At 55.7% G+C, this 22,497-nt stretch carries 26 protein-coding genes; 19 read left to right on the forward strand and 7 right to left on the reverse strand.

The features are described 5' to 3' along the window. Positions 1-242 precede the first annotated feature (242 nt). From ppiA to N438_RS25780, 5 genes are all read left to right on the forward strand, one after another. On the forward strand, positions 243-812 hold the full coding sequence (gene ppiA / locus N438_RS25760) for a peptidylprolyl isomerase A (protein WP_002920238.1): 570 nt from the start codon (positions 243-245) through the stop codon (positions 810-812). Positions 813-918: 106 nt separating this feature from the next. Then, positions 919-1,086, forward strand: a complete 168-nt coding sequence (locus tag N438_RS25765; RefSeq protein ID WP_012540423.1) for a YhfG family protein — start codon at positions 919-921, stop codon at positions 1,084-1,086. Next, the gene (locus tag N438_RS25770) at positions 1,076-1,678 is read left to right on the forward strand and encodes a putative adenosine monophosphate-protein transferase Fic (protein WP_012540424.1); all 603 of its coding nucleotides are present in this window, start codon (positions 1,076-1,078) and stop codon (positions 1,676-1,678) included. Before N438_RS25765 ends, N438_RS25770 begins: the two co-directional genes overlap by 11 nt. A gap of 32 nt (positions 1,679-1,710) precedes the next feature. Further along, positions 1,711-2,274: an aminodeoxychorismate synthase component 2 gene (gene pabA, locus N438_RS25775; protein ID WP_032731331.1), complete on the forward strand. Its 564-nt coding sequence runs from the start codon at positions 1,711-1,713 to the stop codon at positions 2,272-2,274. A 90-nt stretch (positions 2,275-2,364) separates the two neighbouring features. Continuing rightward, on the forward strand, positions 2,365-3,585 hold the full coding sequence (locus tag N438_RS25780; protein WP_116696582.1) for an aspartate aminotransferase family protein: 1,221 nt from the start codon (positions 2,365-2,367) through the stop codon (positions 3,583-3,585). On the opposite strand, the gene N438_RS25785 is transcribed toward N438_RS25780, so the two are convergent. Further along, on the reverse strand, positions 3,575-5,653 hold the full coding sequence (locus tag N438_RS25785; RefSeq protein ID WP_012540426.1) for a YccS/YhfK family putative transporter: 2,079 nt from the start codon (positions 5,651-5,653) through the stop codon (positions 3,575-3,577). The genes N438_RS25780 and N438_RS25785 overlap by 11 nt on opposite strands. A gap of 51 nt (positions 5,654-5,704) precedes the next feature. Beyond that, the gene (gene crp, locus N438_RS25790; RefSeq protein WP_000242758.1) at positions 5,705-6,337 is read right to left on the reverse strand and encodes a cAMP-activated global transcriptional regulator CRP; all 633 of its coding nucleotides are present in this window, start codon (positions 6,335-6,337) and stop codon (positions 5,705-5,707) included. A 306-nt stretch (positions 6,338-6,643) separates the two neighbouring features. Here crp and N438_RS25800 point away from each other — a divergent pair, with 306 nt between their 5' ends. Beyond that, positions 6,644-7,048: an OsmC family protein gene (locus N438_RS25800; RefSeq protein ID WP_044613556.1), complete on the forward strand. Its 405-nt coding sequence runs from the start codon at positions 6,644-6,646 to the stop codon at positions 7,046-7,048. A 55-nt stretch (positions 7,049-7,103) separates the two neighbouring features. Here N438_RS25800 and N438_RS25805 read toward each other — a convergent pair whose 3' ends face one another. The 4 genes from N438_RS25805 to N438_RS25825 all read right to left on the reverse strand — a co-directional run bounded on the left by N438_RS25805 (position 7,104) and on the right by N438_RS25825 (position 11,353). Next, positions 7,104-7,973 (reverse strand): phosphoribulokinase, encoded by an 870-nt coding sequence (locus N438_RS25805; protein WP_008807033.1) that lies wholly within the window; start codon positions 7,971-7,973, stop codon positions 7,104-7,106. Positions 7,974-8,009: 36 nt separating this feature from the next. Beyond that, positions 8,010-8,228, reverse strand: a complete 219-nt coding sequence (locus tag N438_RS25810) for a YheU family protein (protein WP_002920151.1) — start codon at positions 8,226-8,228, stop codon at positions 8,010-8,012. Continuing rightward, positions 8,225-9,223, reverse strand: coding sequence for a hydrolase (locus N438_RS25815; RefSeq protein WP_162550501.1), 999 nt, complete (start codon positions 9,221-9,223; stop codon positions 8,225-8,227). Before N438_RS25815 ends, N438_RS25810 begins: the two co-directional genes overlap by 4 nt. A 225-nt stretch (positions 9,224-9,448) precedes the next feature. Continuing rightward, positions 9,449-11,353 carry an ABC transporter ATP-binding protein gene (locus N438_RS25825; RefSeq protein ID WP_008807036.1) on the reverse strand — a complete coding sequence of 635 codons (1,905 nt, stop codon included), beginning with the start codon at positions 11,351-11,353 and terminating at the stop codon, positions 9,449-9,451. A 173-nt stretch (positions 11,354-11,526) separates the two neighbouring features. Here N438_RS25825 and kefG point away from each other — a divergent pair, with 173 nt between their 5' ends. The 4 genes from kefG to slyD all read left to right on the forward strand — a co-directional run bounded on the left by kefG (position 11,527) and on the right by slyD (position 14,778). Continuing rightward, complete coding sequence (kefG, locus tag N438_RS25835; RefSeq protein WP_008807037.1) at positions 11,527-12,090, forward strand: glutathione-regulated potassium-efflux system ancillary protein KefG; 564 nt, start codon at positions 11,527-11,529, stop codon at positions 12,088-12,090. Further along, entirely contained in the window at positions 12,077-13,882 is a 1,806-nt protein-coding gene (gene kefB / locus N438_RS25840) for a glutathione-regulated potassium-efflux system protein KefB (RefSeq protein WP_012967149.1), read from the forward strand. The genes kefG and kefB overlap by 14 nt, the downstream gene beginning before the upstream one ends. An 11-nt stretch (positions 13,883-13,893) precedes the next feature. Continuing rightward, a complete protein-coding gene (locus N438_RS25845) occupies positions 13,894-14,094 on the forward strand; it encodes a YheV family putative zinc ribbon protein (RefSeq protein WP_002920143.1) in 201 nt (66 codons plus the stop codon). 93 nt (positions 14,095-14,187) lie between these two features. Further along, entirely contained in the window at positions 14,188-14,778 is a 591-nt protein-coding gene (gene slyD / locus N438_RS25850; RefSeq protein WP_008807039.1) for a peptidylprolyl isomerase, read from the forward strand. A 58-nt stretch (positions 14,779-14,836) separates the two neighbouring features. Here the strand turns inward: slyD and N438_RS25855 are convergent, their stop codons facing one another. After that, a complete protein-coding gene (locus N438_RS25855; protein ID WP_002920136.1) occupies positions 14,837-15,055 on the reverse strand; it encodes a protein SlyX in 219 nt (72 codons plus the stop codon). Positions 15,056-15,277: 222 nt separating this feature from the next. On the opposite strand from N438_RS25855, the gene fkpA reads away from it, so the two are divergent. The 9 genes from fkpA to tuf form a co-directional block, all read left to right on the forward strand. Continuing rightward, on the forward strand, positions 15,278-16,108 hold the full coding sequence (gene fkpA, locus N438_RS25860) for an FKBP-type peptidyl-prolyl cis-trans isomerase (protein ID WP_012540430.1): 831 nt from the start codon (positions 15,278-15,280) through the stop codon (positions 16,106-16,108). Between the two features lie 168 nt (positions 16,109-16,276). Next, positions 16,277-16,999 carry a transcriptional regulator gene (locus tag N438_RS25870; protein ID WP_002920130.1) on the forward strand — a complete coding sequence of 241 codons (723 nt, stop codon included), beginning with the start codon at positions 16,277-16,279 and terminating at the stop codon, positions 16,997-16,999. Further along, complete coding sequence (gene tusD, locus N438_RS25875) at positions 16,999-17,385, forward strand: sulfurtransferase complex subunit TusD (protein WP_008807041.1); 387 nt, start codon at positions 16,999-17,001, stop codon at positions 17,383-17,385. The genes N438_RS25870 and tusD overlap by 1 nt, the downstream gene beginning before the upstream one ends. Beyond that, on the forward strand, positions 17,385-17,744 hold the full coding sequence (tusC, locus tag N438_RS25880) for a sulfurtransferase complex subunit TusC (protein ID WP_012967152.1): 360 nt from the start codon (positions 17,385-17,387) through the stop codon (positions 17,742-17,744). The genes tusD and tusC overlap by 1 nt, the downstream gene beginning before the upstream one ends. Before the next feature lie 7 nt (positions 17,745-17,751). Continuing rightward, positions 17,752-18,039, forward strand: coding sequence for a sulfurtransferase complex subunit TusB (gene tusB / locus N438_RS25885; RefSeq protein WP_008807043.1), 288 nt, complete (start codon positions 17,752-17,754; stop codon positions 18,037-18,039). 124 nt (positions 18,040-18,163) lie between these two features. Further along, a complete protein-coding gene (gene rpsL / locus N438_RS25890) occupies positions 18,164-18,538 on the forward strand; it encodes a 30S ribosomal protein S12 (RefSeq protein ID WP_002920115.1) in 375 nt (124 codons plus the stop codon). Positions 18,539-18,634: 96 nt separating this feature from the next. Beyond that, on the forward strand, positions 18,635-19,105 hold the full coding sequence (rpsG, locus tag N438_RS25895) for a 30S ribosomal protein S7 (RefSeq protein WP_008807044.1): 471 nt from the start codon (positions 18,635-18,637) through the stop codon (positions 19,103-19,105). A 96-nt stretch (positions 19,106-19,201) separates the two neighbouring features. Beyond that, positions 19,202-21,316 carry an elongation factor G gene (gene fusA, locus N438_RS25900; RefSeq protein ID WP_008807045.1) on the forward strand — a complete coding sequence of 705 codons (2,115 nt, stop codon included), beginning with the start codon at positions 19,202-19,204 and terminating at the stop codon, positions 21,314-21,316. A gap of 69 nt (positions 21,317-21,385) precedes the next feature. Beyond that, positions 21,386-22,497: elongation factor Tu (gene tuf / locus N438_RS25905; protein ID WP_049011284.1), on the forward strand; the 1,112-nt coding region annotated here is incomplete at its 3' end.

Raw genomic sequence — 22,497 nt, forward strand, 5'->3', positions numbered from 1 at the left:
CGCTGCGCCGGGCGGACAGATTTTATTCGTTCAGGTGATGTAATCAAATGTTTATTGTGAAAGTGGTTATCTTTTGCATGGTTTAATGTGACATGCATCACACTTTATTCGCCGCACAGGAGAACGTTTGCGCGGTTACAATTATTACAGCTAAGTAAAATTTGGTAAAAGGCTGGCCCAGGATGCAAAGGCTCTTTAGAATCAAGGCACTCGCTTTTATTCTGCTCCGTTAAGGAATTTCCATGCTCAAATCAACACTGGCGGCGATGGCTGCCGTTTTCGCCATTTCAGCGTTCTCCCCGGCCATGGCGGCAAAGGGCGATCCGCATGTGCTGCTGACCACCTCGGCAGGGAACATTGAGCTTGAGTTAAACAGTCAGAAAGCCCCGATTTCCGTGGATAACTTCCTGAAGTACGTCAACAGCGGCTTCTACAACAACACCACCTTCCACCGCGTGATCCCGGGTTTCATGGTGCAGGGCGGCGGCTTTAACGAGCAGATGCAGCAGAAACAGCCTAACCCGCCGATCAAGAATGAAGCAGACAACGGCCTGCGCAACACCCGCGGGACCATCGCGATGGCGCGTACCGCCGACCAGGATAGCGCCACCAGCCAGTTCTTCATCAACGTGGCGGATAACGCCTTCCTTGACCATGGTCAGCGCGACTTTGGCTATGCGGTGTTTGGCAAGGTAGTGAAAGGTATGGACGTCGCGGATAAGATCTCCCAGGTCCAGACCCATAACGTCGGCCCATACCAGAATGTGCCGACCAAACCGGTCGTTATCCTCTCTGCGAAAGTGCTGCCCTAATCCTTCCACGGCGCGGTGTGCTATCGCCGCGCCCGGTTGCCTCCCGGCATAACCTGAAATTGCTGCTTATACTTGTGGCACACAGGGGACGATAAGGGGGGCGACGATGCGTCCACTCACCGAAAAGCAAAAATCCCGACTCTGGGAACAGACACGCAATACCAATTTTCAGGCCAGTCGTCGCCTTGAAGGCGTGACGGTGCCGCTGGTTACGTTGACTGCCGAAGAGGCGCTGGCGCGTCTGGCGACGCTGCGGAGGGAGTATGAGCGATAAATTCGGCGATGAACGCGATCCTTACCTCTACCCGGCGCTGAATGTCCTGCGCAACCGCCTCGGCATCCGGCAGGCTAAAAATCTGCAACAGGCCGCCTTTGAGATGACGGCGTTGCGGGCGGCAACCTTGCCGCTGGGGCCGCGGGTGCGCGGCTTACCCTATCTGTGCGCGATTCATCATCAGCTGTATCAGGATCTGTTTGACTGGGCCGGCCGGTTACGTGAAGTGAACCTCTACCTGGGCGATACGCCGTTCTGCCACTTTGCCCGGATCGAGGAGGAGGGGAACGCCCTGATGCAGGCCCTTGAGCAGGAGGATTATCTCAATGGCCTGCCGCGCGAGATCTTTATTGAACGCCTGAGCTGGTTCTATGGCGAAATTAATGTGCTGCACCCTTTTCGTCTTGGCAATGGCCTGACCCAGCGCATTTTCTTTGAACAGCTGGCAATACATGCCGGCTACCTGCTTGACTGGCGTGACGTCGACCCCGCCGGCTGGAGCGCGGCCTGCCAGCAGAGCGCGATGGGCGATCCGGCTCCGCTGGTGGCGATCTTTCGCAAAGTGGTAAGCGAAGCGCGGGAATCTGAGTAGAATAGCCCGGTTTTGATTGTTCCGGAGCCGCTATGATCCTGCTTATCGATAATTATGACTCTTTCACCTGGAATCTGTATCAGTACTTCTGCGAACTGGGTGCGGAAGTACTGGTCAGGCGCAATGATGCGTTGACGCTGGAGGAGATAGCGGCGCTGGCGCCGGAGAAAATCGTGATCTCGCCAGGCCCCTGCACGCCGAATGAGGCGGGGATTTCCCTCGCGGTTATCCGCCACTATGCGGGGAAAACGCCGCTACTGGGCGTCTGTCTCGGGCACCAGGCGATAGCCCAGGCGTTTGGCGCGACCATCGTACGGGCGGCACAGGTGATGCATGGTAAAACCTCGCTTATTGAGCATAACGGCGAAGGGGTGTTTCAGGGGCTGAATAATCCCCTGACGGTGACCCGTTATCACTCGCTGGTGATTGACCCGCCGACGCTCCCGCCCGAGTTTATCGTCACCGCCCGCAGCGCCAGCGCTGAGATTATGGGGATCCGCCACCGCGACTGGGATCTTGAGGGCATGCAGTTTCATCCGGAAAGCATCCTCAGCGAGCAGGGCCATCAATTGCTGGAAAACTTTCTGAAGCGGTGATTTTCAGTTGCCATTGACTGATTTTCTATGCATATTTTGTGATTATATTTTCATGATTACATCTGCATAACGAAGAGGGATGGGCAAGACATGGCAACTGAACAACCGGCAATCACCCGCGCCACATTCGATGAAGTTATTTTGCCGATTTATGCACCAGCAGAATTCATCCCGGTGAAAGGGAAAGGCAGCCGCGTCTGGGATCAGCAGGGCAAAGAGTATGTTGATTTTGCCGGCGGTATCGCGGTGACGGCGCTCGGCCATTGCCACCCGGCGCTGGTGGCGGCGCTCCACGAGCAGGGCGAAACGCTGTGGCACACCAGCAACGTCTTTACCAATGAGCCAGCGCTGCGTCTGGGACGTAAACTTGTCGAGGCCACCTTCGCCGAGCGCGTGGTGTTTATGAACTCCGGTACGGAAGCCAATGAAACGGCCTTTAAGCTGGCGCGTCACTATGCGGTGACCCGCCATAGCCCGTATAAAACCAAAATCATTGCCTTCCATAATGCCTTCCATGGCCGCTCCCTGTTTACCGTTTCCGTCGGTGGGCAGCTGAAGTACTCCGATGGTTTCGGCCCGAAACCGGCGGATATTGTCCATGTTCCCTTCAACGACCTGCAGGCGGTAAAAGCGGTGATGGATGACCACACTTGCGCAGTGGTGGTGGAGCCGATTCAGGGCGAAGGCGGCGTGACGGCAGCGACGCCGGCCTTCCTGCAGGGGCTGCGTGAGCTGTGCGATCAGCACCAGGCGTTGTTAGTCTTTGATGAAGTGCAGTGCGGTATGGGACGTACCGGATCGCTGTTCGCCTATATGCATTACGGTGTGACGCCGGATATTCTGACCAGCGCCAAAGCGCTCGGCGGCGGCTTCCCGGTCAGCGCCATGCTGACCACCCATGAGATCGCCAGCGCCTTCCATGCGGGTTCCCATGGCTCAACCTACGGCGGCAACCCGCTGGCCTGCGCGGTCGCCAACGCCGCCTTCGATCTAATCAATACCCCGGCGGTGCTGGATGGCGTGAGCGCGAAGCGCGAACTGTTCGTCAAACACCTGCAGCATCTGGATGCTGAATTTGATCTGTTCAGTGATATTCGCGGGATGGGCCTGCTGATTGGCGCCGAACTCAAGCCGCAGCACAAGGGCCGCGCGCGTGATTTCCTCTATGCCGCTGCGCAAGCCGGCGTCATGGTGCTCAACGCCGGGCCGGACGTGATGCGTTTTGTTCCCTCGCTGATCATCGACGAGCAGGATATTGCCGAGGGGATGGCGCGCTTTGCCCAGGCAGTGGCAAAGGTGATTAACGGCTGATTTTCCGCAGCCAGATGCCATGATGTGGCCGTTGACGCCATGCTACTGACGATATGGTATGCATGGTGTTCAGATGGCCCAGAATGCGTTGCAGGTGCTGCTCCAGGGTGCTTAACGGACCGTTCGGCACCTCTGTTTCCGGCGACTCCAGAATATTGGCATCCCCTGCGCTGCCGGGACCATCGCTGTCCAGCCGTTGCTGGCAGCGTTGCAAGGCAATCTCACAAGATTCGAGATAGCGCTGGGCAAGATCCGGGGTGAGCATCGTATGCTCCCGGGCCAGGGTGGTCATAGCGTTGATGTGTTCGACGATAAACTGACTGTGCGTCACCCACAGCTTCATATCTTCCAGATAATGGGTATTAAAACCGGGCTCCTGCATCGCCTGATTCAGGGAGTTGTAGAGCGCGTTATGCGCCTGGTTGACGCGCATGCGTTGATAGGCCAGCGCGGGGGCTTTTGGATCGGCGCTGAGGATCAGGCGAATCGCCTGCTGGTCGGCCTCCAGCGCATCGTGGGCGTTTTTTTTCAGCAGGCCGCTCTGCCACTGCGGCCACAGCCAGACCATCCCGCCGAAGGCGATCAGGCAGCCGATAAGCGTGTCGATAAGCCGGGCGACAATAAACTGTTCGCCGTTGAGCGTCAGCAGTTGCAGGGTATACACCGCCGTCACCGTAAAGCCTACCATCGCCCAGCCATAGTGTTTACGGATGATCAGATAGCTGAGCAGGGTAATCAGCAGCATGCCACTCAGGGTATAGCTCTCCGGAACGTGAAAGTGCAAGGTTAGCCCGGCGATGACCAGGCCGGCGAGCGTTCCCGCCGCCCGGTGAACAATTCGCACCCGCGTGGCGCCGTAGCCGTTTTGCGTGACGAAGAGCACCGTCATCAGGATCCAGTAGGGCTTCGGCAAATGCAGGGCGTTGCCCATCAGGCTGGCGACGCTCAGCATGACGCTGATGCGCGCGGCATTGCGCAGTGCGGGTGATTTCAGCGACAGATAGTTCTTTAGCGCGGGAAACAGCGGTAAACGACGCTCTTTGTCGGCCATCAGATCCCGGGCATACAGGGGGCGCTGGGTATGCAGCACCCGGGCGATACGGCTAAAGTGCCAGGCGCAGAACTGACCGACCGGGTTGTCCGGATGCTGGCGGGCGATCTTTTCCAGAGCCTCAATCTGTTTATCCATCTGAAAACGCTGCGGAAAGCGATGATAGAGAATATCATCCGCCAGCACGCGCAGGCGGGCAGCGACGGTTTGCGCATTCCAGCGGATCACCGCTTCGGCATGGCTGCGTTCCACCAGCTTTTGTACCTCTTCTGGCTGATGCAGGCTAACCGAAATATGTTCCTGTAGATCCAGCCCAACCTGGAACGCCCGCAGCAGACGCTTGTGGTCGTTGCGTTGGTTGGCGGCCAGCATATGCATCTGCTGATAGCACTGGGTAATCAGGTCGACTACCTTCTGCTGGCGGGTGAGCAGCGGCGGCAGGGCGGTCGACGGATCGGTATGCTGGGTCAACAGACTGTATTTGGCTTCACAATAGTCAGCCAGTTCCCGGTAAAGCAGGCTGAGCGACTCCCGCAGCGGCTGTTCGCGCCACAGCCAGAACCAGAGCCAGTTAAACACGCCGTACCACAGCGTACCGAAAGCGTAGATCAGCAGTGGTTCCCAGATGGGCATATTGCCCGCCAGGCTCAGGGTAAAGATAGCGGCGATCAGCGACGCGGGCAGCAGGCGCGCGTGCAGCGAACTGATCTCCGCGGTGACGCCGAGCAATAGCGCCAGACCGCTGAGAATAAGCGGCAGGGGAATGGCCTGGGCGAGCAGCAACTGCACCACCAGACTGCATCCGGCAAACAGACAGCCGCCGATAATCAGGCGTTTGAAAAAGCGCTTATGCGGGGTATCAAGACCGGCAATGTTGCAGCAGGCGGGCACTAAGGAAAACAACAGCCCCTGCTGGAGATGGCCGAGCAGAAGACCGATGGCCACAGGCAGACACAGCACCAGCGTTTGCCGCAGTGCATAGTTGACTTCCGGGTGGTAAATCAGCCTGCGCCACATGAGGGAAAAACAAAAACGGCGTACTGCAGGAGCAATACGCCGCTTAGCAACTTAACGGGTGCCGTAGACGACGATAGTTTTACCGTGTGCGGAAATCAGGTTCTGATCTTCCAGCATTTTCAAAATACGGCCAACTGTTTCACGAGAGCAGCCGACGATCTGACCAATTTCCTGACGGGTAATTTTAATTTGCATACCGTCCGGGTGGGTCATGGCATCAGGTTGCTTCGCCAGGTTCAGCAGCGTCTGGGCGATACGGCCCGTCACGTCGAGGAAGGCGAGGTTGCCCACTTTCTCAGACGTGACCTGCAGACGGCGAGCCATTTGCGAAGAGAGGCGCATCAGAATGTCCGGGTTAACCTGGATCAACTGACGGAATTTCTTATAAGAGATTTCGGCCACTTCACATGCGGTTTTCGCCCGTACCCAGGCGCTACGCTCCTGACCCTCTTCAAACAGGCCTAATTCACCGATGAAATCGCCCTGGTTGAGGTAGGAGAGGATCATCTCTTTACCTTCTTCATCCTTGATGAGTACAGCCACGGAGCCTTTAACGATGTAGTACAGCGTTTCTGCTTTTTCACCCTGGTGGATCAGCGTGCTCTTTGATGGGTACTTATGAATGTGGCAATGAGACAAGAACCATTCAAGGGTAGGGTCTGTTTGCGGTTTGCCAAGCACCATGCGCGGTTATCCTCTGTTATAAGCTATCTCCGGGCGCCGACACTACACGGCGTCCGGGCATGCAATCGTATTGTTTCCCTATACCTGGGAAGCTGGCTGATGATTTTTCGACAGCCCGTAATGTGAACTCCTCTGCATACATGCAGTACATCAATGTAATACTGTAGCATCCAGACTGTTTTAGCATAGCTTTCGCCGCATGTCTCCTGGTGTCTCGCTTCAGCATGACGCAGGTCGCCTTCCGTTGCGAGAATTGTTATGTGCGCGTAATCTGACAGGAAAATTGCGATACTGGAGTTAAATTTTATGCAAGCGCGTGTGAAATGGGTTGAAGGGTTAACCTTTATCGGGGAGTCCGCGTCAGGACACCAGATTCTGATGGATGGCAACTCCGGGGATAAGGCACCCAGCCCGATGGAGATGGTGCTGATGGCGGCGGGCGGTTGCAGTGCGATCGATGTGGTTTCTATTCTGCAAAAAGGTCGCCATGAGGTGACCAACTGCGAAGTGAAGCTGACGTCGGAGCGCCGCGAAGAGGCGCCGCGTCTGTTTACGCATATTAATCTGCACTTTATCGTCACCGGTAAGGCGCTGAAAAATGCCGCGGTCTCCCGGGCGGTGGATCTGTCGGCAGAGAAATACTGCTCGGTGGCGCTGATGCTGGAAAAAGCGGTGAAGATCACCCACTCCTATGAAGTGATCGAGGCGTAGTCTTCGCCTGCCGTTGTGAAGCATCTCAACCCCGGCCTGGCCGGGGTTTTTTCTGTTAGCCGATCTTGCGGCCTTCCATCAGGCGCTCGACCAGCGGCGTCATGATAAGCTCCATCGCCAGCCCCATTTTACCGCCCGGCACCACCAGCGTGTTCATGTGCGAGATAAACGACCCCTGCAGCATCGCCAGCAGCCAGGGGAAGTCGATATTCTGCAGGTTACGGAAATGGATCACCACAAAGCTCTCGTCCAGCGAGGGAATAGTTTTCGCGGCAAACGGGTTGGAAGTGTCTACCGTCGGCACGCGCTGAAAGTTGATATGGGTGCGGGAAAATTGCGGGGTAATGAAGTTGATGTAGTCTTCCATCGAGCGGACGACTGAGTCCATCACCGCCTCCCGGGAGTGGCCGCGCTCGCTGGTGTCGCGAATAAGCTTTTGGATCCACTCGAGGTTAACGATAGGCACTACGCCGACCAGCAGGTCGACATGGCTGGCGACATCATGATGCGGCGTGACAACCCCGCCGTGCAGCCCCTCATAGAACAGTACGTCTGTCGGCTCCGGCAGCGGCTGCCAGGGGGTGAAAGTCCCTGGCACCTGATTCCACGGTACGGCTTCGTCATAGGTATGCAGGTATTTCCGCGACTGGCCTTTTCCGTGGCGGCCATAGTCGACAAAGGTCTGCTCCAGCAGGCCAAAGTCGTTCGCCTCCGGGCCAAAGTAGCTGATATGTTTGCCCTGATCCCGCGCCTTGCGGATCGCCATGTCCATTTCCGGGCGGGTGTAGCGATGAAAGCTATCGCCTTCCACCTCCGCGGCGTGCAGGTTTAGCTGCGCGAAGATTTTGCGAAAGGCAAGGCTGGTGGTGGTAGTGCCCGCGCCGCTGGAGCCCGTGACGGCGATCACCGGATGTTTGGCAGACATAACAACTCCCTGGTTAAACGATGTAGTGGCGTCGCCTTAGCCGTTAAACAGCGCGCGCGGCATAATATTGACCGTCTCATGCAGTTCCGACCACACAAGAACCGCCTCTCCGCGTTTCAACTGCTGTTTTACATCGGCGACTTTATCGGCAAGTGAACGTTCATGTTCACCATAATCGGTGCCTTCACGTAACACAAAGCTTTCAATCAGGTTATCCAGCGTTTCGGGATCCAGATCCTGCCAGGGAATAATCATACGGGGACCTCCAGCCAACGGTTTAACCAGTCCGGGATACGTCTTTCCAGCCACATCTCCGGCTTACGCAGGGTGCCGCCGACGAAACCAACGTGGCCGCCTTGCTCAGTTAATTGATACTCAACGTTCGCCGGCAGTTGCTCCTGCGGTGGTATGGAGTGGTGATCCATAAATGGATCGTCTTTCGCGTGAATGATGAGCGTTGGCTTAGTGATATCGCTGAGCCGCGGCATGGCGCTGCATTGCCGGTAATAATCCAGCGCATCGGCGAAACCATGGATTTTGGCGGTGATCATATCGTCAAATTCCCGGATGCGGCGCATCCCTTTAAGCTGGCGTAAATCGACAGGCAGTGAGCCAGGATACGCTTTCAGCTTGCGTGAGGCATTGGCTTTTAACAGATTGAGCAGATAGCGCTGATAAACCCGCGAGAAGCCCTTATCCATATGATAGCTGCAGGCTTCCAGCATAAAAGGCGCGGAGACGATCACCGCCGCATCCAGCGGGCAGCGGTCGCCTTCTTCTGCCAGCAGGCAGCCCAGCATATTGCCGCCCAGTGAATAGCCGACGGCCGCAGTCGGCGCGGGACCAAACTCGCGCTGTAGCCAGTGCAGAAACCAGGTGCCATCTTCTGTTTCGCCGGAGTGATAGATGCGGTTATTGCGGTTAGGTTCGCCGCTGCAGCCGCGGAAATGCATAACCACGCCCAGCCAGTCGCGCTGCATCGCCGCGTGGATCAGACCATGGGCGTACGGGCTGTGCAGGCTTCCTTCGAGACCATGAAAGACGACGAGGCGCGGCTTATGGCGCGCCTGATGCGGGTCTTCGCTCCAGGCCAGATCGACAAAATCGCCGTCCGGCAGCTCAAGGCGCTGCCAGTGCGGGGTAAAGCGCAATTTACGGCGGATCAGCCGCGGCAGCATGGTTTGCAGATGACGATTGCCCACGCCGCGCATCGGATGGAACTCACGCGAATCGTTTTCGGGGGGCGTCATGTCTGTGGGGATGATTTCAACCATAGCACCAGAACAATTAATAAACGTGATGATGACTATACCGCGCAGGGCGCACAGGGGTTAGCCAATATGTGGTCTTGTGGCCAGCGACGCCAGGTTACAGCAAAAACAAATCATTGATGTCACTGATGGCAGGCCATGGAGAGGGCAGAAACCCACCCTGCCAGCGGCATCGTACGCGCAGGCAGGATGAGGAAGTCAATATTAGCCTTCCTGAAGCATCTGCTCCAGCTGCTCCTGGGCCTCCAGCCAGGCCATTTCACACTCCTCCAGCCCGGACTTCGCGCTGGCCTGCTGCTGCAGGCATTCGGTTAGTTCGGCTTTACGTGAGGCGTCATAAAGCTCACTGTCGCCAAGTTTTTCTTCCGCACTGGCCAACTGCGCGTTGAGCTTGTCCATCTCTTTTTCCAGACGGGCGATCTCTTTGCGCAGCGGTTGGGTCTGGCTGCGCAGTTCCGCTTCCCGACGCTTCTGGTCCTTGCGCGCCTGGGCGCTGTTGCCGCTCTCTTTTGGCGCGTCGCTGCTCTGTGATTCCTGTTTTTGCGAGTCGCTGAGCCACTGCTGATAATCTTCCAGATCGCCGTCGAACGGCTCGACTTTACCGTCATGGACGAGGTACAGATCGTCGGTGGTGGAGCGGATCAGGTGACGATCGTGCGACACGACAACCAGCGCCCCTTCAAAGTCGATCAGCGCTTCGGTTAAGGCCTGACGCATATCGAGGTCAAGGTGGTTGGTCGGTTCATCGAGCAGCAGCAGGTTAGGGCGCTGCCAGACGATCAGGGCCAGTACCAGGCGCGCTTTTTCTCCACCAGAGAAGCGGCGGGTCTCTTCGCTGACCTTATCGCCCTGGAAACCAAAGCCGCCCAGATAATCACGCAGCTTTTGTTCCAGCTCCTGCGGCGCCAGGCGAGCCAGGTGCTGCAGCGGCGATTCATCGGCACGCAGGAACTCAAGCTGATGCTGGGCAAAGTAGCCGAGCTTGATACCTTTTGCGAGGCCGATCTCGCCGCTCACCGGCTGGAGTTCACCTGCCAGCAGCTTAATCAGCGTCGACTTCCCGGCGCCGTTGCGGCCCAGCAGGCCGATGCGCGAGCCCGGCACCAGATTGAGCTTGATGGAGTCGAGGATAATACGCTCGCCGTAGCCGGCGCTGACTTTCTCCATCTTCAGCAGCGGGTTAGGTAGACTCTCTGGCTGGCGGAAACTGAAGTGGAATGGGTTATCTACGTGCGCCGGGGCGATAAGCTCCATCCGCTCCAGCATTTTGATACGGCTTTGCGCCTGCTTGGCCTTGGTGGCCTTCGCGCGGAAGCGGTCGATATAACTTTGTAGATGCGCAACGCGCTGCTGCTGGCTTTCGTACATCGCCTGCTGCTGAGAGAGACGGGTAGCGCGCTGCACTTCGAACGAGCTGTAGTTACCGGTGTACTCAAACATCGTCTGCTGTTCGATATGGATAATTTTGTCGACGATAGGATCGAGAAAATCGCGATCGTGGGAGATCAGGATCAGCGTACCTGTGTAACCCTTAAGCCATTTTTCGAGCCAGATGACGGCATCGAGGTCGAGGTGGTTAGTCGGTTCATCGAGCAGCAGCAGATCGGAGCGGCAAATCAGCGCCTGGGCGAGGTTAAGGCGCATACGCCAGCCGCCGGAAAAATCGCTGACTGGCCGCTCCAGCTGTTCGTTGCTGAATCCCAGACCGTGCAGCAGGCTGGCAGCGCGCGAACGGATGGTCCAGGCGTCGATGGCGTCCAGCTTGCCGTGGACCGTGGCGATGGCATGGCCGTCGTTGCGCTCATTTGCCTGCTGGAGCGCGGCTTCCAGCTGGCGGTATTCACGATCGCCATCAATAACATAATCGATAGCCGGCTGAGGCAGCGCCGGGGTTTCCTGATTCACCCATGCCAGCTGCCAGCTGCCTGGAAAGGTCATACTGCCGCCGTCAGCGCTTATCTCGTTTTTCAAAAGCGATAGCAGCGTCGATTTCCCGCAGCCGTTTTTGCCCACCAGACCGACCTTTTGGCCAGGGTTGATGGTAGCGGTGGCGTTGTCCAGCAGGACGCGTACGCCGCGACGAATTTGTAACGAGGAGAAAACAATCATAAGGCGCCGTATGTTCAGACTATGTTAATTTGTCATTATGATAATGTAGTGTGGAAGCGAATCGCTTCACCGGGCCGCCATGGTAGCCCAAAACGAAGACGATACACAAAGTCATTCTGGCGGTGTCAGAACACCGGGGCTGCGCAGGCCGCCAGAAGACCTACGGGAGGGGAATGATGTCTCAGACAGCGAAAGTGTTGCTGCTGTATGCCCACCCAGAATCTCATGATTCCGTGGCCAACCGGGTTTTATTAGAGCCGGCCTTACAGTTGCCGAACGTCACCGTGCACGATCTTTACGCGCACTATCCGGATTTTTTTATCGATATCGCTCATGAACAGGACCTGCTGCGCCAGCATGAGGTGATTGTTTTCCAGCATCCTTTATATACCTGGAGCTGTCCGGCGCTGCTCAAGGAGTGGCTGGATCGTGTGTTAAGCCGCGGCTTCGCCAGCGGTGCCGGAGGAAACGAACTGGCGGGAAAGTACTGGCGTAGTGTGATCACCACCGGCGAACCTGAGAGCGCCTACCGTCGCGATGCCAATCGCTATCCGATGAACGATATTTTACGTCCTTTTGAACTGACCGCCGGCATGTGCCGTATGCACTGGATGAGCCCCATTATTGTCTACTGGGCACGGCGGCAACAGCCAGAGGAATTGCGTAGCCGCGCTCGGGCCTACCGGGACTGGCTGGCCAATCCCCTTACCGCCGGAGGTATACATGGCGGGATCTGATTTGCTGCTGGCGGGCGTTCTTTTTTTGTTCGCCGCCGTTATTGCCGTACCTCTGGCCTCAAGATTGGGTATTGGCGCGGTGCTGGGCTATCTGCTGGCCGGGATTGCGATTGGCCCGTGGGGACTTGGGTTTATCAGCGATGTGGATGAAATTCTCCATTTCTCTGAGCTCGGCGTAGTGTTTCTGATGTTTATCATCGGCCTGGAGCTTAATCCGGCCAAGCTATGGCGGCTGCGGAGCTCCATCTTCGGCGTCGGCGCGGCGCAGGTGATGCTCAGCGCGGCGATCCTTGGCGGTCTGCTGATGACGACCGGGTTTTCATGGCAGGCGGCGGTGGTCGGCGGGATCGGCCTGGCGATGTCTTCCACCGCCATGGCGCTGCAGCTGATGCGTGAGAAGGGAATGAGCCGCAGCGAATCGGGGCAGTTAGGCTTTTCGGTCCTGCTGTTTCAGGATCTGGCGGTGATCCCGGCGCTGGCGCTGGTGCCCCTGCTGGCCGGTTCCGCGGATGAGCATGTTAACTGGCTGACGGTCGGTATGAAGGTCCTGGCCTTTGCCGGGATGCTGATTGGCGGACGCTATCTGCTGCGGCCGGTGTTCCGTTTCATCGCCAGCTCAGGGGTCAGGGAAGTATTTACTGCCGCCACGCTACTGCTGGTCCTTGGGTCGGCGCTGTTTATGGAGGCGCTGGGGTTGTCGATGGCGCTGGGTACCTTTATCGCCGGCGTGCTGCTGGCGGAAAGCGAGTATCGCCACGAACTGGAAATCGCTATCGATCCGTTCAAGGGGCTGCTGCTTGGGCTGTTCTTTATCTCCGTCGGCATGGCGCTGAACCTTGGCGTGCTGTATACCCATCTGCTGTGGGTGGCGGTGAGTGTGATGGTGCTGGTGGCGGTAAAAATGCTGGTGCTCTATCTGCTGGCCCGTCTCTATGGCCTGCGAAGTTCAGAGCGGATGCAGTTTGCGGGCGTATTAAGCCAGGGCGGTGAGTTCGCGTTTGTCCTCTTTTCGCTGCCCGCCTCTCAGCGGTTGTTCCAGCATGACCAGATGGCGCTGCTGCTGGTGGCGGTGACGTTATCGATGATGACGACGCCGCTGCTGATGAAGGGGATAGATAAGCTATTGTCGCGACGGCTGAATCCGGCAGATGATACCGATGAGGCGCCGTGGGTGGAGGATGACAAGCCGCAGGTGATTATTGTCGGGTTTGGTCGCTTTGGTCAGGTTATCGGTCGCCTGCTGATGGCCAATAAGATGCGTATTACAGTGCTGGAGCGGGACATCAGCGCGGTGAATCTGATGCGAAACTATGGCTACAAAGTCTATTTTGGCGACGCTACCCAGCTGGAGCTGCTGCGCTCGGCGGGAGCGGAAGAGGCGCAGTCGATCGTCATCACCTGTAATGAGCCGGAAGACACCATGCGGCTGGTGGAAATGTGTCAACAACACTTTCCACATCTGCATATTCTGGCCCGCGCACGCGGTCGCGTTGAGGCGCATGAGCTGCTGCAGGCCGGTGTGACGCAGTTTTCTCGTGAAACCTTCTCCAGTGCACTGGAACTGGGGCGCAAAGCGCTCATCACCCTGGGGATGCATCCTCACCAGGCCCAGCGCGCGCAACTGCACTTCCGACGGCTCGATATGCGAATGCTGCGCGAGTTAATGCCAGTGCATACTGATACGGTACAGGTATCTCGCGTGCGGGAAGCCCGACGCGAACTGGAAGAGATTTTTCAGCGTGAAATGCAGAAAGAAAGCCGGCAGCTGGACGGCTGGGACGAGTTTGAATAAAGGTAAATCATATGGCAGTGCGTAAACGTTTTATTGCCGGGGCGAAATGTCCGGCGTGCCAGGCGCAGGATTCGCTGGCGATGTGGCGTGAGAATAATGTCGATGTCGTTGAATGCGTTAAGTGCGGTCATCAGATGCGTGAGGCGGATAAAGAGGCCCGTGAGCATGTACGCAAAGAGGAGCAGGTGATTGGCATTTTTCATCCCGACTAGCGTTATCCGTCGGCTTTTTTTAAGCTAGAGGGTACACGGCTGCAGAATTCCGCTACAATCTGCGCCACTATTCTTCCCATCTCAGGAGATATCATGAAAGTAGCAAAAGACCTGGTGGTCAGCCTGGCCTATCAGGTACGTACAGAAGACGGTGTGTTGGTTGATGAGTCTCCGGTAAGCGCGCCGCTGGATTACCTGCACGGTCACGGCTCCCTGATTTCCGGTCTGGAAAACGCGCTGGATGGCCACGAAGTGGGCGACAAATTTGACGTAGCTGTCGGCGCTAACGACGCTTACGGCCAGTATGACGAAAACCTGGTGCAGCGTGTACCGAAAGACGTCTTTATGGGCGTTGATGAACTGCAGGTTGGTATGCGCTTCCTGGCGGAAACCGATCAGGGTCCAGTACCGGTAGAAATCACTGAAGTTGAAGACGACCACGTTGTGGTTGATGGCAACCACATGCTGGCTGGCCAGAACCTGAAGTTCAATGTGGAAGTTGTCGCTATTCGTGAAGCAACGGCTGAAGAGCTGGAGCATGGTCACGTGCATGGCGCTCATGGCCACGATCACGATCATGACCATGGTCATGACGGTTGCTGCGGCGGCCACGGCCACGATCATGGTCACGACCATGAACACGGCAAAGGTGGTTGCGGTAACGGCGGTTGCGGTTGCCACTAATGGCGTCGCGTTCGCGCGGATAGCCAAAAAAAGCGGGGAAACCCGCTTTTTTTACGTCTCAATAATGGGGAGGCGGCGTCTCTTCTGCCTGAGAGGCGATATGGGACGGTTGGGTCGCCTTCAGTTTCTCGATCATCAGACGCATATGCTCCCGCATCTTCGCCATCTCTATCTCGTGGGCGGTCACGGTTTTATTGAGGTCTTCGATGGTGATTTCCTGAAACGCCAGCCGGCTTTCCAGCTCTGCAAGGCGCGTTTCTAATGTGCTATCGTGCATGGGTAACCTCTTTAGTCTGATCCTGCGAGCGGATTCTACTTAAGTTTCTCTTTTCGCGCAGCATCGCTGCGTCTGACAGGAAACTTATTCATACAAAAATAGTCCTAAAAGAGGCGATATTCAGGAACGTCCGTATGTAGATTTTAACGGCAACGTTCTATAGTACGTTTTTTGCTTTTTACGATAACCCTGGGGTGAGAGGCCCCGGCCCTGGAGAAATGGATGAAATCACTGTTTAAAGTAACGCTGCTGGCGACCACAATGGCCGTCGCCCTGAATGCACCGCTGACCTTTGCTGCAGATGCGGCGGCGAAGGCAGCCCCAGCGGCTGAGAGTAAATCGGCATTTAAAAATGACGATCAGAAATCCGCCTATGCACTGGGCGCGTCTCTCGGGCGTTACATGGAAAACTCCCTGAAAGAACAAGAAAAGCTGGGCATTAAGCTGGACAAAGCCCAGTTGATCGCCGGCGTACAGGACGCGTTTGCCGATAAGAGCAAGCTGTCCGACCAGGAGATCGAACAGACTCTGCAGGCCTTTGAAACGCGCGTGAAGACCGCGGCTCAGCAGAAAATGGAAAAAGACGCGACTGAGAACGAAGCCAAAGGCAAAACCTTCCGCGATAGCTTTGCTAAAGAGAAGGGCGTGAAAACCTCGAAAACTGGCCTGCTGTATAAAGTCGAGAAAGAAGGCACTGGTGATGCGCCGAAAGACAGCGACACCGTGGTGGTTAACTACAAAGGCACCCTGATCGACGGTAAAGAGTTTGATAACTCTTATACCCGCGGTGAGCCGCTCTCTTTCCGCCTGGACGGCGTGATCCCGGGCTGGACGGAAGGCCTGAAGAACATCAAGAAAGGCGGTAAAATCAAGCTGGTCATTCCACCGGATCTGGCTTACGGCAAAACCGGCGTTCCGGGGATCCCGGCCAACTCTACGCTGGTCTTTGACGTAGAACTGCTGGATATCAAACCGGCGCCGAAGGCGGATGCACAGCCGGAAGCCGCTGGCGACGCGAAAGCCGCAGACGCGAACGCTGACGCTAAGAAGTAATCGGGTTCAGGCCGCCGTCTCGTCAGAGGCGGCGGCTTTTTTATTGAGCGCAGATATAATTAAAACTGGAAAGATCCTCAGGCGCTGTATTACTTTAGATAGCTTAATAATGATGATGAGCCTGCCCTGACAATAACGACAGGCTCCTGAAAAGGAGTGCTTTTTTTCATGTCCAGGTCGCTTTTAACCAACGAAACCAGCGAGCTTGACCTGCTGGATCAACGTCCCTTTGACCAGACCGATTTCGATATTCTTAAATCTTATGAAGCGGTGGTGGACGGGTTGGCGATGCTCATCGGTTCGCACTGTGAAATCGTGCTGCATTCTTTGCAGGATCTTAAATGCTCTGCCATCCGTATCGCCAATGGTGAACATACCGGCCGCCAAATCGGTTCACCGATTACCGATCTTGCGCTGCGCATGCTGCACGATATGACGGGCGCCGATAGCAGCGTTTCCAAATGCTACTTCACCCGTGCCAAAAGCGGCGTACTGATGAAGTCGGTGACGATAGCCATTCGCAATCGCGATCATCGGGTGATCGGTCTGCTGTGCATCAACATGAATCTGGATGTGCCTTTTTCACAGATCATGAGCACCTTTATTCCGCCAGAAACGCCGGAGGTCAACTCACCGGTGAACTTTGCTTCCTCGGTTGACGATCTGGTCGCGCAGACGCTGGAATTCACCATTGAAGAGGTGAACGCCGATCGCAGCGTGTCTAATAATGCGAAAAACCGCCAAATCGTGCTGAATCTCTACGAAAAAGGGATCTTCGATATCAAAGACGCCATTAACCAGGTGGCCGATCGTCTGAATATCTCCAAGCATACCGTCTACCTCTATATCCGCCAGTTCAAGAGCGGCGATTTCCAGGGGCTGGATAAGTAATGCGTTTTGCCCTCACGGTGACTGGCCCTGCCTATGGGACCCAGCAGGCGAGCAGCGCCTGGCAGTTTGCCCAGGCCGTATTGCAGGAAGGTCATGAACTGGCATGCGTTTTTTTCTATCGCGAAGGCGTGCTCAACGCTAACCAACTGACGGCGCCCGCCAGCGATGAGTTCGATCTGGTGCGCGCGTGGCAATCATTGCACGATGAACAAGGTGTGGCACTACACATCTGCGTGGCGGCTGCCTTGCGTCGAGGCGTAACGGACGAGCGTGAGGCGCAACAGCTCGCGCTGGCCAGCCACAATTTGCAACCCGGCTTCACGCTGAGCGGGCTCGGCGCGCTGGCGGAAGCCGCGCTCACTTGCGATCGGATGGTGCAGTTCTGATGAAACGTGTGGCTTTTATTTTTTCCTCCGCGCCGCATGGCAGCGCCGCCGGCAGGGAAGGGCTCGATGCCTTATTAGCAACCTCCGCGCTCACCGACGAGATTGGCGTGTTCTTTGTAGGCGACGGCGTTTTTCAACTGCTGCCCGATCAACGGCCGGGTGCAGTGCTGGCTCGCGACTACATAGCCACCTTTAAACTGCTGTCACTGTATGACATCGATCAGTGCTGGCTGTGTGCCGACTCCGCGCGGGAGCGCGGTCTGGACCCCGCTACTCCGTGGGCGGTGGATGTCGAATGCCTGGCGCCGGATACCCTGCGCGCCCGTCTGCATGAATTTGATGTGATTTTGCGTTTCTGAGGTCCCCATGCTCCATACGCTCAGTGTTTCTCCCTGGCATGCCGATATTGCAGCAATGCTTCGCGTGATGGATCACGGCGACGATCTGTTATTGCTGTCTGATGGCGTCACGGCGGCCATCGCCGGCGGTCGCTTCCTTGAGATCCTGCAATCCGCCCCCATAACCCTCTATGTGCTGCAAGACGACGTTGACGCCCGCGGGCTGGCTGGTCAAATTGCGGACAGTGTCGGTAGGGTTAGCTATACTGATTTCGTCAGACTCACGGTAAAACATGCCGGTCAGCTGGCCTGGTGATGGCGGGATCGTTGTATATTTCTTGACACCTTTTCGGCACCGCCCTAAAATTCTGCGTCCTCATATTATATGAGGCGATTTATTACGTGTTTACGAAGCAAAAGCTAAAACCAGGAGCTATTTAATGGCAACAATTAACCAGCTGGTACGCAAACCACGCGCACGCAAAGTTGCAAAGAGCAACGTGCCTGCGCTGGAAGCCTGCCCGCAGAAACGTGGCGTATGTACTCGCGTATATACCACCACTCCTAAGAAACCGAACTCCGCACTGCGTAAAGTTTGCCGTGTGCGTCTGACTAACGGTTTCGAAGTCACCTCCTACATCGGTGGTGAAGGTCACAACCTGCAGGAGCACTCCGTGATCCTGATCCGTGGCGGTCGTGTTAAAGACCTTCCGGGTGTTCGTTACCACACCGTTCGTGGTGCGCTTGACTGCTCCGGCGTTAAAGACCGTAAGCAGGCTCGCTCCAAGTACGGCGTGAAGCGTCCTAAGGCTTAATGGTTCTCCGTTAAGTAAGGCCAAACTGATTTACCTTAATGTCATACTAAACTCTTAGAGTTTTGGACAATCCTGAATTAACAACGGAGTATTTCCATGCCACGTCGTCGCGTCATTGGTCAGCGTAAAATTCTGCCGGATCCGAAGTTCGGATCAGAACTGCTGGCTAAATTTGTCAATATCCTGATGGTAGATGGTAAAAAATCTACTGCAGAAGCAATCGTATACAGCGCGCTGGAGACCCTGGCTCAGCGCTCTGGTAAAAATGAACTGGAAGCTTTCGAAGTCGCTCTCGACAACGTGCGCCCGACTGTAGAAGTTAAGTCTCGCCGCGTTGGTGGTTCTACTTATCAGGTTCCAGTTGAAGTTCGTCCGGTTCGTCGTAATGCTCTGGCAATGCGTTGGATCGTTGAAGCTGCTCGTAAACGCGGTGATAAATCCATGGCTCTGCGCCTGGCGAACGAACTCACTGATGCTGCAGACAACAAAGGTACTGCAGTTAAGAAACGTGAAGACGTTCACCGTATGGCCGAAGCCAACAAGGCGTTCGCACACTACCGTTGGTAATCCCTTCGGAGTCATAGTCACCAGGCGGGCGCTTCAGATGAGTCGCCCGCTCTGGATAACTTAACTGAACGCCTAAAGAAATAAACGAGGAATCAAATGGCTCGTACAACACCCATCGCACGCTACCGTAACATCGGTATCAGTGCGCACATCGACGCCGGTAAAACCACTACTACCGAACGTATTCTGTTCTACACTGGTGTAAACCACAAAATCGGTGAAGTTCATGACGGCGCCGCTACCATGGACTGGATGGAGCAGGAGCAGGAACGTGGTATCACCATCACTTCCGCTGCGACTACTGCATTCTGGTCTGGTATGGCTAAGCAGTATGAACCGCACCGTGTAAACATCATCGACACCCCGGGGCACGTTGACTTCACTATCGAAGTAGAACGTTCCATGCGTGTTCTTGATGGTGCGGTAATGGTTTACTGCGCAGTTGGTGGTGTTCAGCCACAGTCTGAAACCGTATGGCGTCAGGCAAACAAATATAAAGTTCCGCGCATTGCGTTCGTTAACAAAATGGACCGCATGGGTGCGAACTTCCTGAAAGTTGTTGGTCAGATCAAAACCCGTCTGGGCGCGAACCCGGTTCCGCTGCAGCTGGCGATTGGTGCTGAAGAAGGTTTCACCGGTGTTGTTGACCTGGTGAAAATGAAAGCCATCAACTGGAACGATGCAGACCAGGGCGTTACCTTCGAATACGAAGATATCCCGGCTGACATGCAGGACCTGGCTGACGAATGGCACCAGAACCTGATCGAGTCCGCTGCGGAAGCTTCCGAAGAGCTGATGGAGAAATACCTGGGTGGTGAAGAACTGACTGAAGAAGAGATCAAAAAAGCTCTGCGTCAGCGTGTTCTGAACAACGAAATCATCCTGGTAACCTGCGGTTCTGCGTTCAAGAACAAAGGTGTTCAGGCGATGCTGGATGCGGTAATTGATTACCTGCCATCCCCGGTTGATGTTCCGGCAATCAACGGTATTCTGGACGACGGTAAAGATACCCCGGCTGAGCGTCACGCAAGCGACGAAGAGCCGTTCTCTGCACTGGCGTTCAAAATCGCTACCGACCCGTTTGTTGGTAACCTGACCTTCTTCCGTGTGTACTCCGGTGTGGTTAACTCTGGTGATACCGTACTGAACTCCGTGAAAGCTGCACGTGAGCGTTTCGGTCGTATCGTACAGATGCACGCTAACAAACGTGAAGAGATCAAAGAAGTTCGCGCGGGCGACATCGCTGCTGCTATCGGTCTGAAAGACGTAACCACTGGTGACACCCTGTGTGACCCGGATGCGCCGATCATTCTGGAGCGTATGGAATTCCCTGAGCCGGTAATCTCCATCGCCGTTGAGCCGAAAACCAAAGCTGACCAGGAAAAAATGGGTCTGGCTCTGGGTCGTCTGGCTAAAGAAGACCCGTCATTCCGCGTATGGACTGACGAAGAGTCTAACCAGACCATCATCGCCGGTATGGGTGAGCTGCACCTCGACATCATCGTTGACCGTATGAAGCGTGAATTCAACGTTGAAGCGAACGTCGGTAAACCTCAGGTTGCTTACCGTGAAGCGATTCGCGCGAAAGTTACCGATATCGAAGGTAAACACGCCAAGCAGTCTGGTGGTCGTGGTCAGTACGGTCACGTTGTGATCGACATGTACCCGCTGGAGCCGGGCTCTAACCCGAAAGGTTACGAGTTCATCAACGACATCAAAGGTGGTGTAATTCCTGGCGAATACATCCCGGCCGTTGATAAAGGCATCCAGGAACAGCTGAAAGCTGGTCCGCTGGCAGGTTACCCGGTAGTTGATATGGGTATCCGTCTGCACTTCGGTTCTTACCACGACGTTGACTCCTCTGAGCTGGCGTTTAAACTGGCTGCGTCTATTGCCTTTAAAGAAGGCTTTAAGAAAGCAAAACCAGTTCTGCTTGAGCCGATCATGAAGGTTGAAGTAGAAACTCCGGAAGAGAACACTGGTGATGTTATCGGTGACTTGAGCCGTCGTCGCGGTATGCTGCGCGGTCAGGAATCCGAAGTAACCGGCGTTAAGATCCACGCTGAAGTACCGCTGTCCGAAATGTTCGGTTATGCAACTCAGCTGCGTTCTCTGACCAAAGGTCGTGCATCATACACCATGGAATTCCTGAAGTATGATGATGCGCCGAACAACGTTGCTCAGGCCGTTATTGAAGCCCGTGGTAAATAATCCACAGGATTAAAACCTAAGTCCCGTGCTCTCTCCGAAGGGGAGAGCACTATAGTAAGGAATATAGCCGTGTCTAAAGAAAAATTTGAACGTACAAAACCGCACGTCAACGTTGGTACTATCGGCCACGTTGACCATGGTAAAACTACCCTGACTGCTGCCATCACTACCGTTCTGGCTAAAACCTACGGTGGTTCTGCTCGTGCATTCGACCAGATCGATAACGCACCGGAAGAAAAAGCTCGTGGTATCACCATCAACACCTCTCACGTTGAATATGACACCCCGACTCGCCACTACGCGCACGTAGACTGCCCGGGCCACGCCGACTATGTTAAAAACATGATCACCGGTGCTGCGCAGATGGACGGCGCGATCCTGGTTGTTGCTGCGACTGACGGCCCGATGCCGCAGACTCGTGAGCACATCCTGCTGGGTCGTCAGGTAGGCGTTCCGTACATCATCGTGTTCCTGAACAAATGCGACATGGTTGATGACGAAGAGCTGCTGGAACTGGTTGAGATGGAAGTTCGTGAACTGCTGTCTCAGTACGATTTCCCGGGCGACGACACCCCGATCGTTCGTGGTTCTGCTCTGAAAGCGCTGGAAGGCGACGCAGAGTGGGAAGCGAAAATCATCGAACTGGCTGGCCACCTGGATACCTATATCCCGGAACCAGAGCGTGCGATTGACAAGCCGTTCCTGCTGCCGATCGAAGACGTATTCTCCATCTCCGGTCGTGGTACCGTTGTTACCGGTCGTGTAGAGCGCGGTATCATCAAAGTCGGTGAAGAAGTTGAAATCGTTGGTATCAAAGACACCGCGAAAACCACCTGTACTGGCGTTGAAATGTTCCGCAAACTGCTGGACGAAGGCCGTGCTGGTGAGAACGTTGGTGTTCTGCTGCGTGGTATCAAACGTGAAGAAATCGAACGTGGTCAGGTACTGGCTAAGCCGGGCAGCATCAAGCCGCACACCAAGTTCGAATCTGAAGTGTACATCCTGTCCAAAGACGAAGGCGGCCGTCATACTCCGTTCTTCAAAGGCTACCGTCCGCAGTTCTACTTCCGTACTACTGACGTGACTGGCACCATCGAACTGCCGGAAGGCGTAGAGATGGTTATGCCGGGCGACAACATCAAAATGGTTGTTACCCTGATCCACCCGATCGCGATGGACGA

The sequence above is a fragment of the Klebsiella sp. GL120222-02 genome (assembly GCF_003097195.1).
GTDB lineage: Bacteria > Pseudomonadota > Gammaproteobacteria > Enterobacterales > Enterobacteriaceae > Klebsiella > Klebsiella variicola.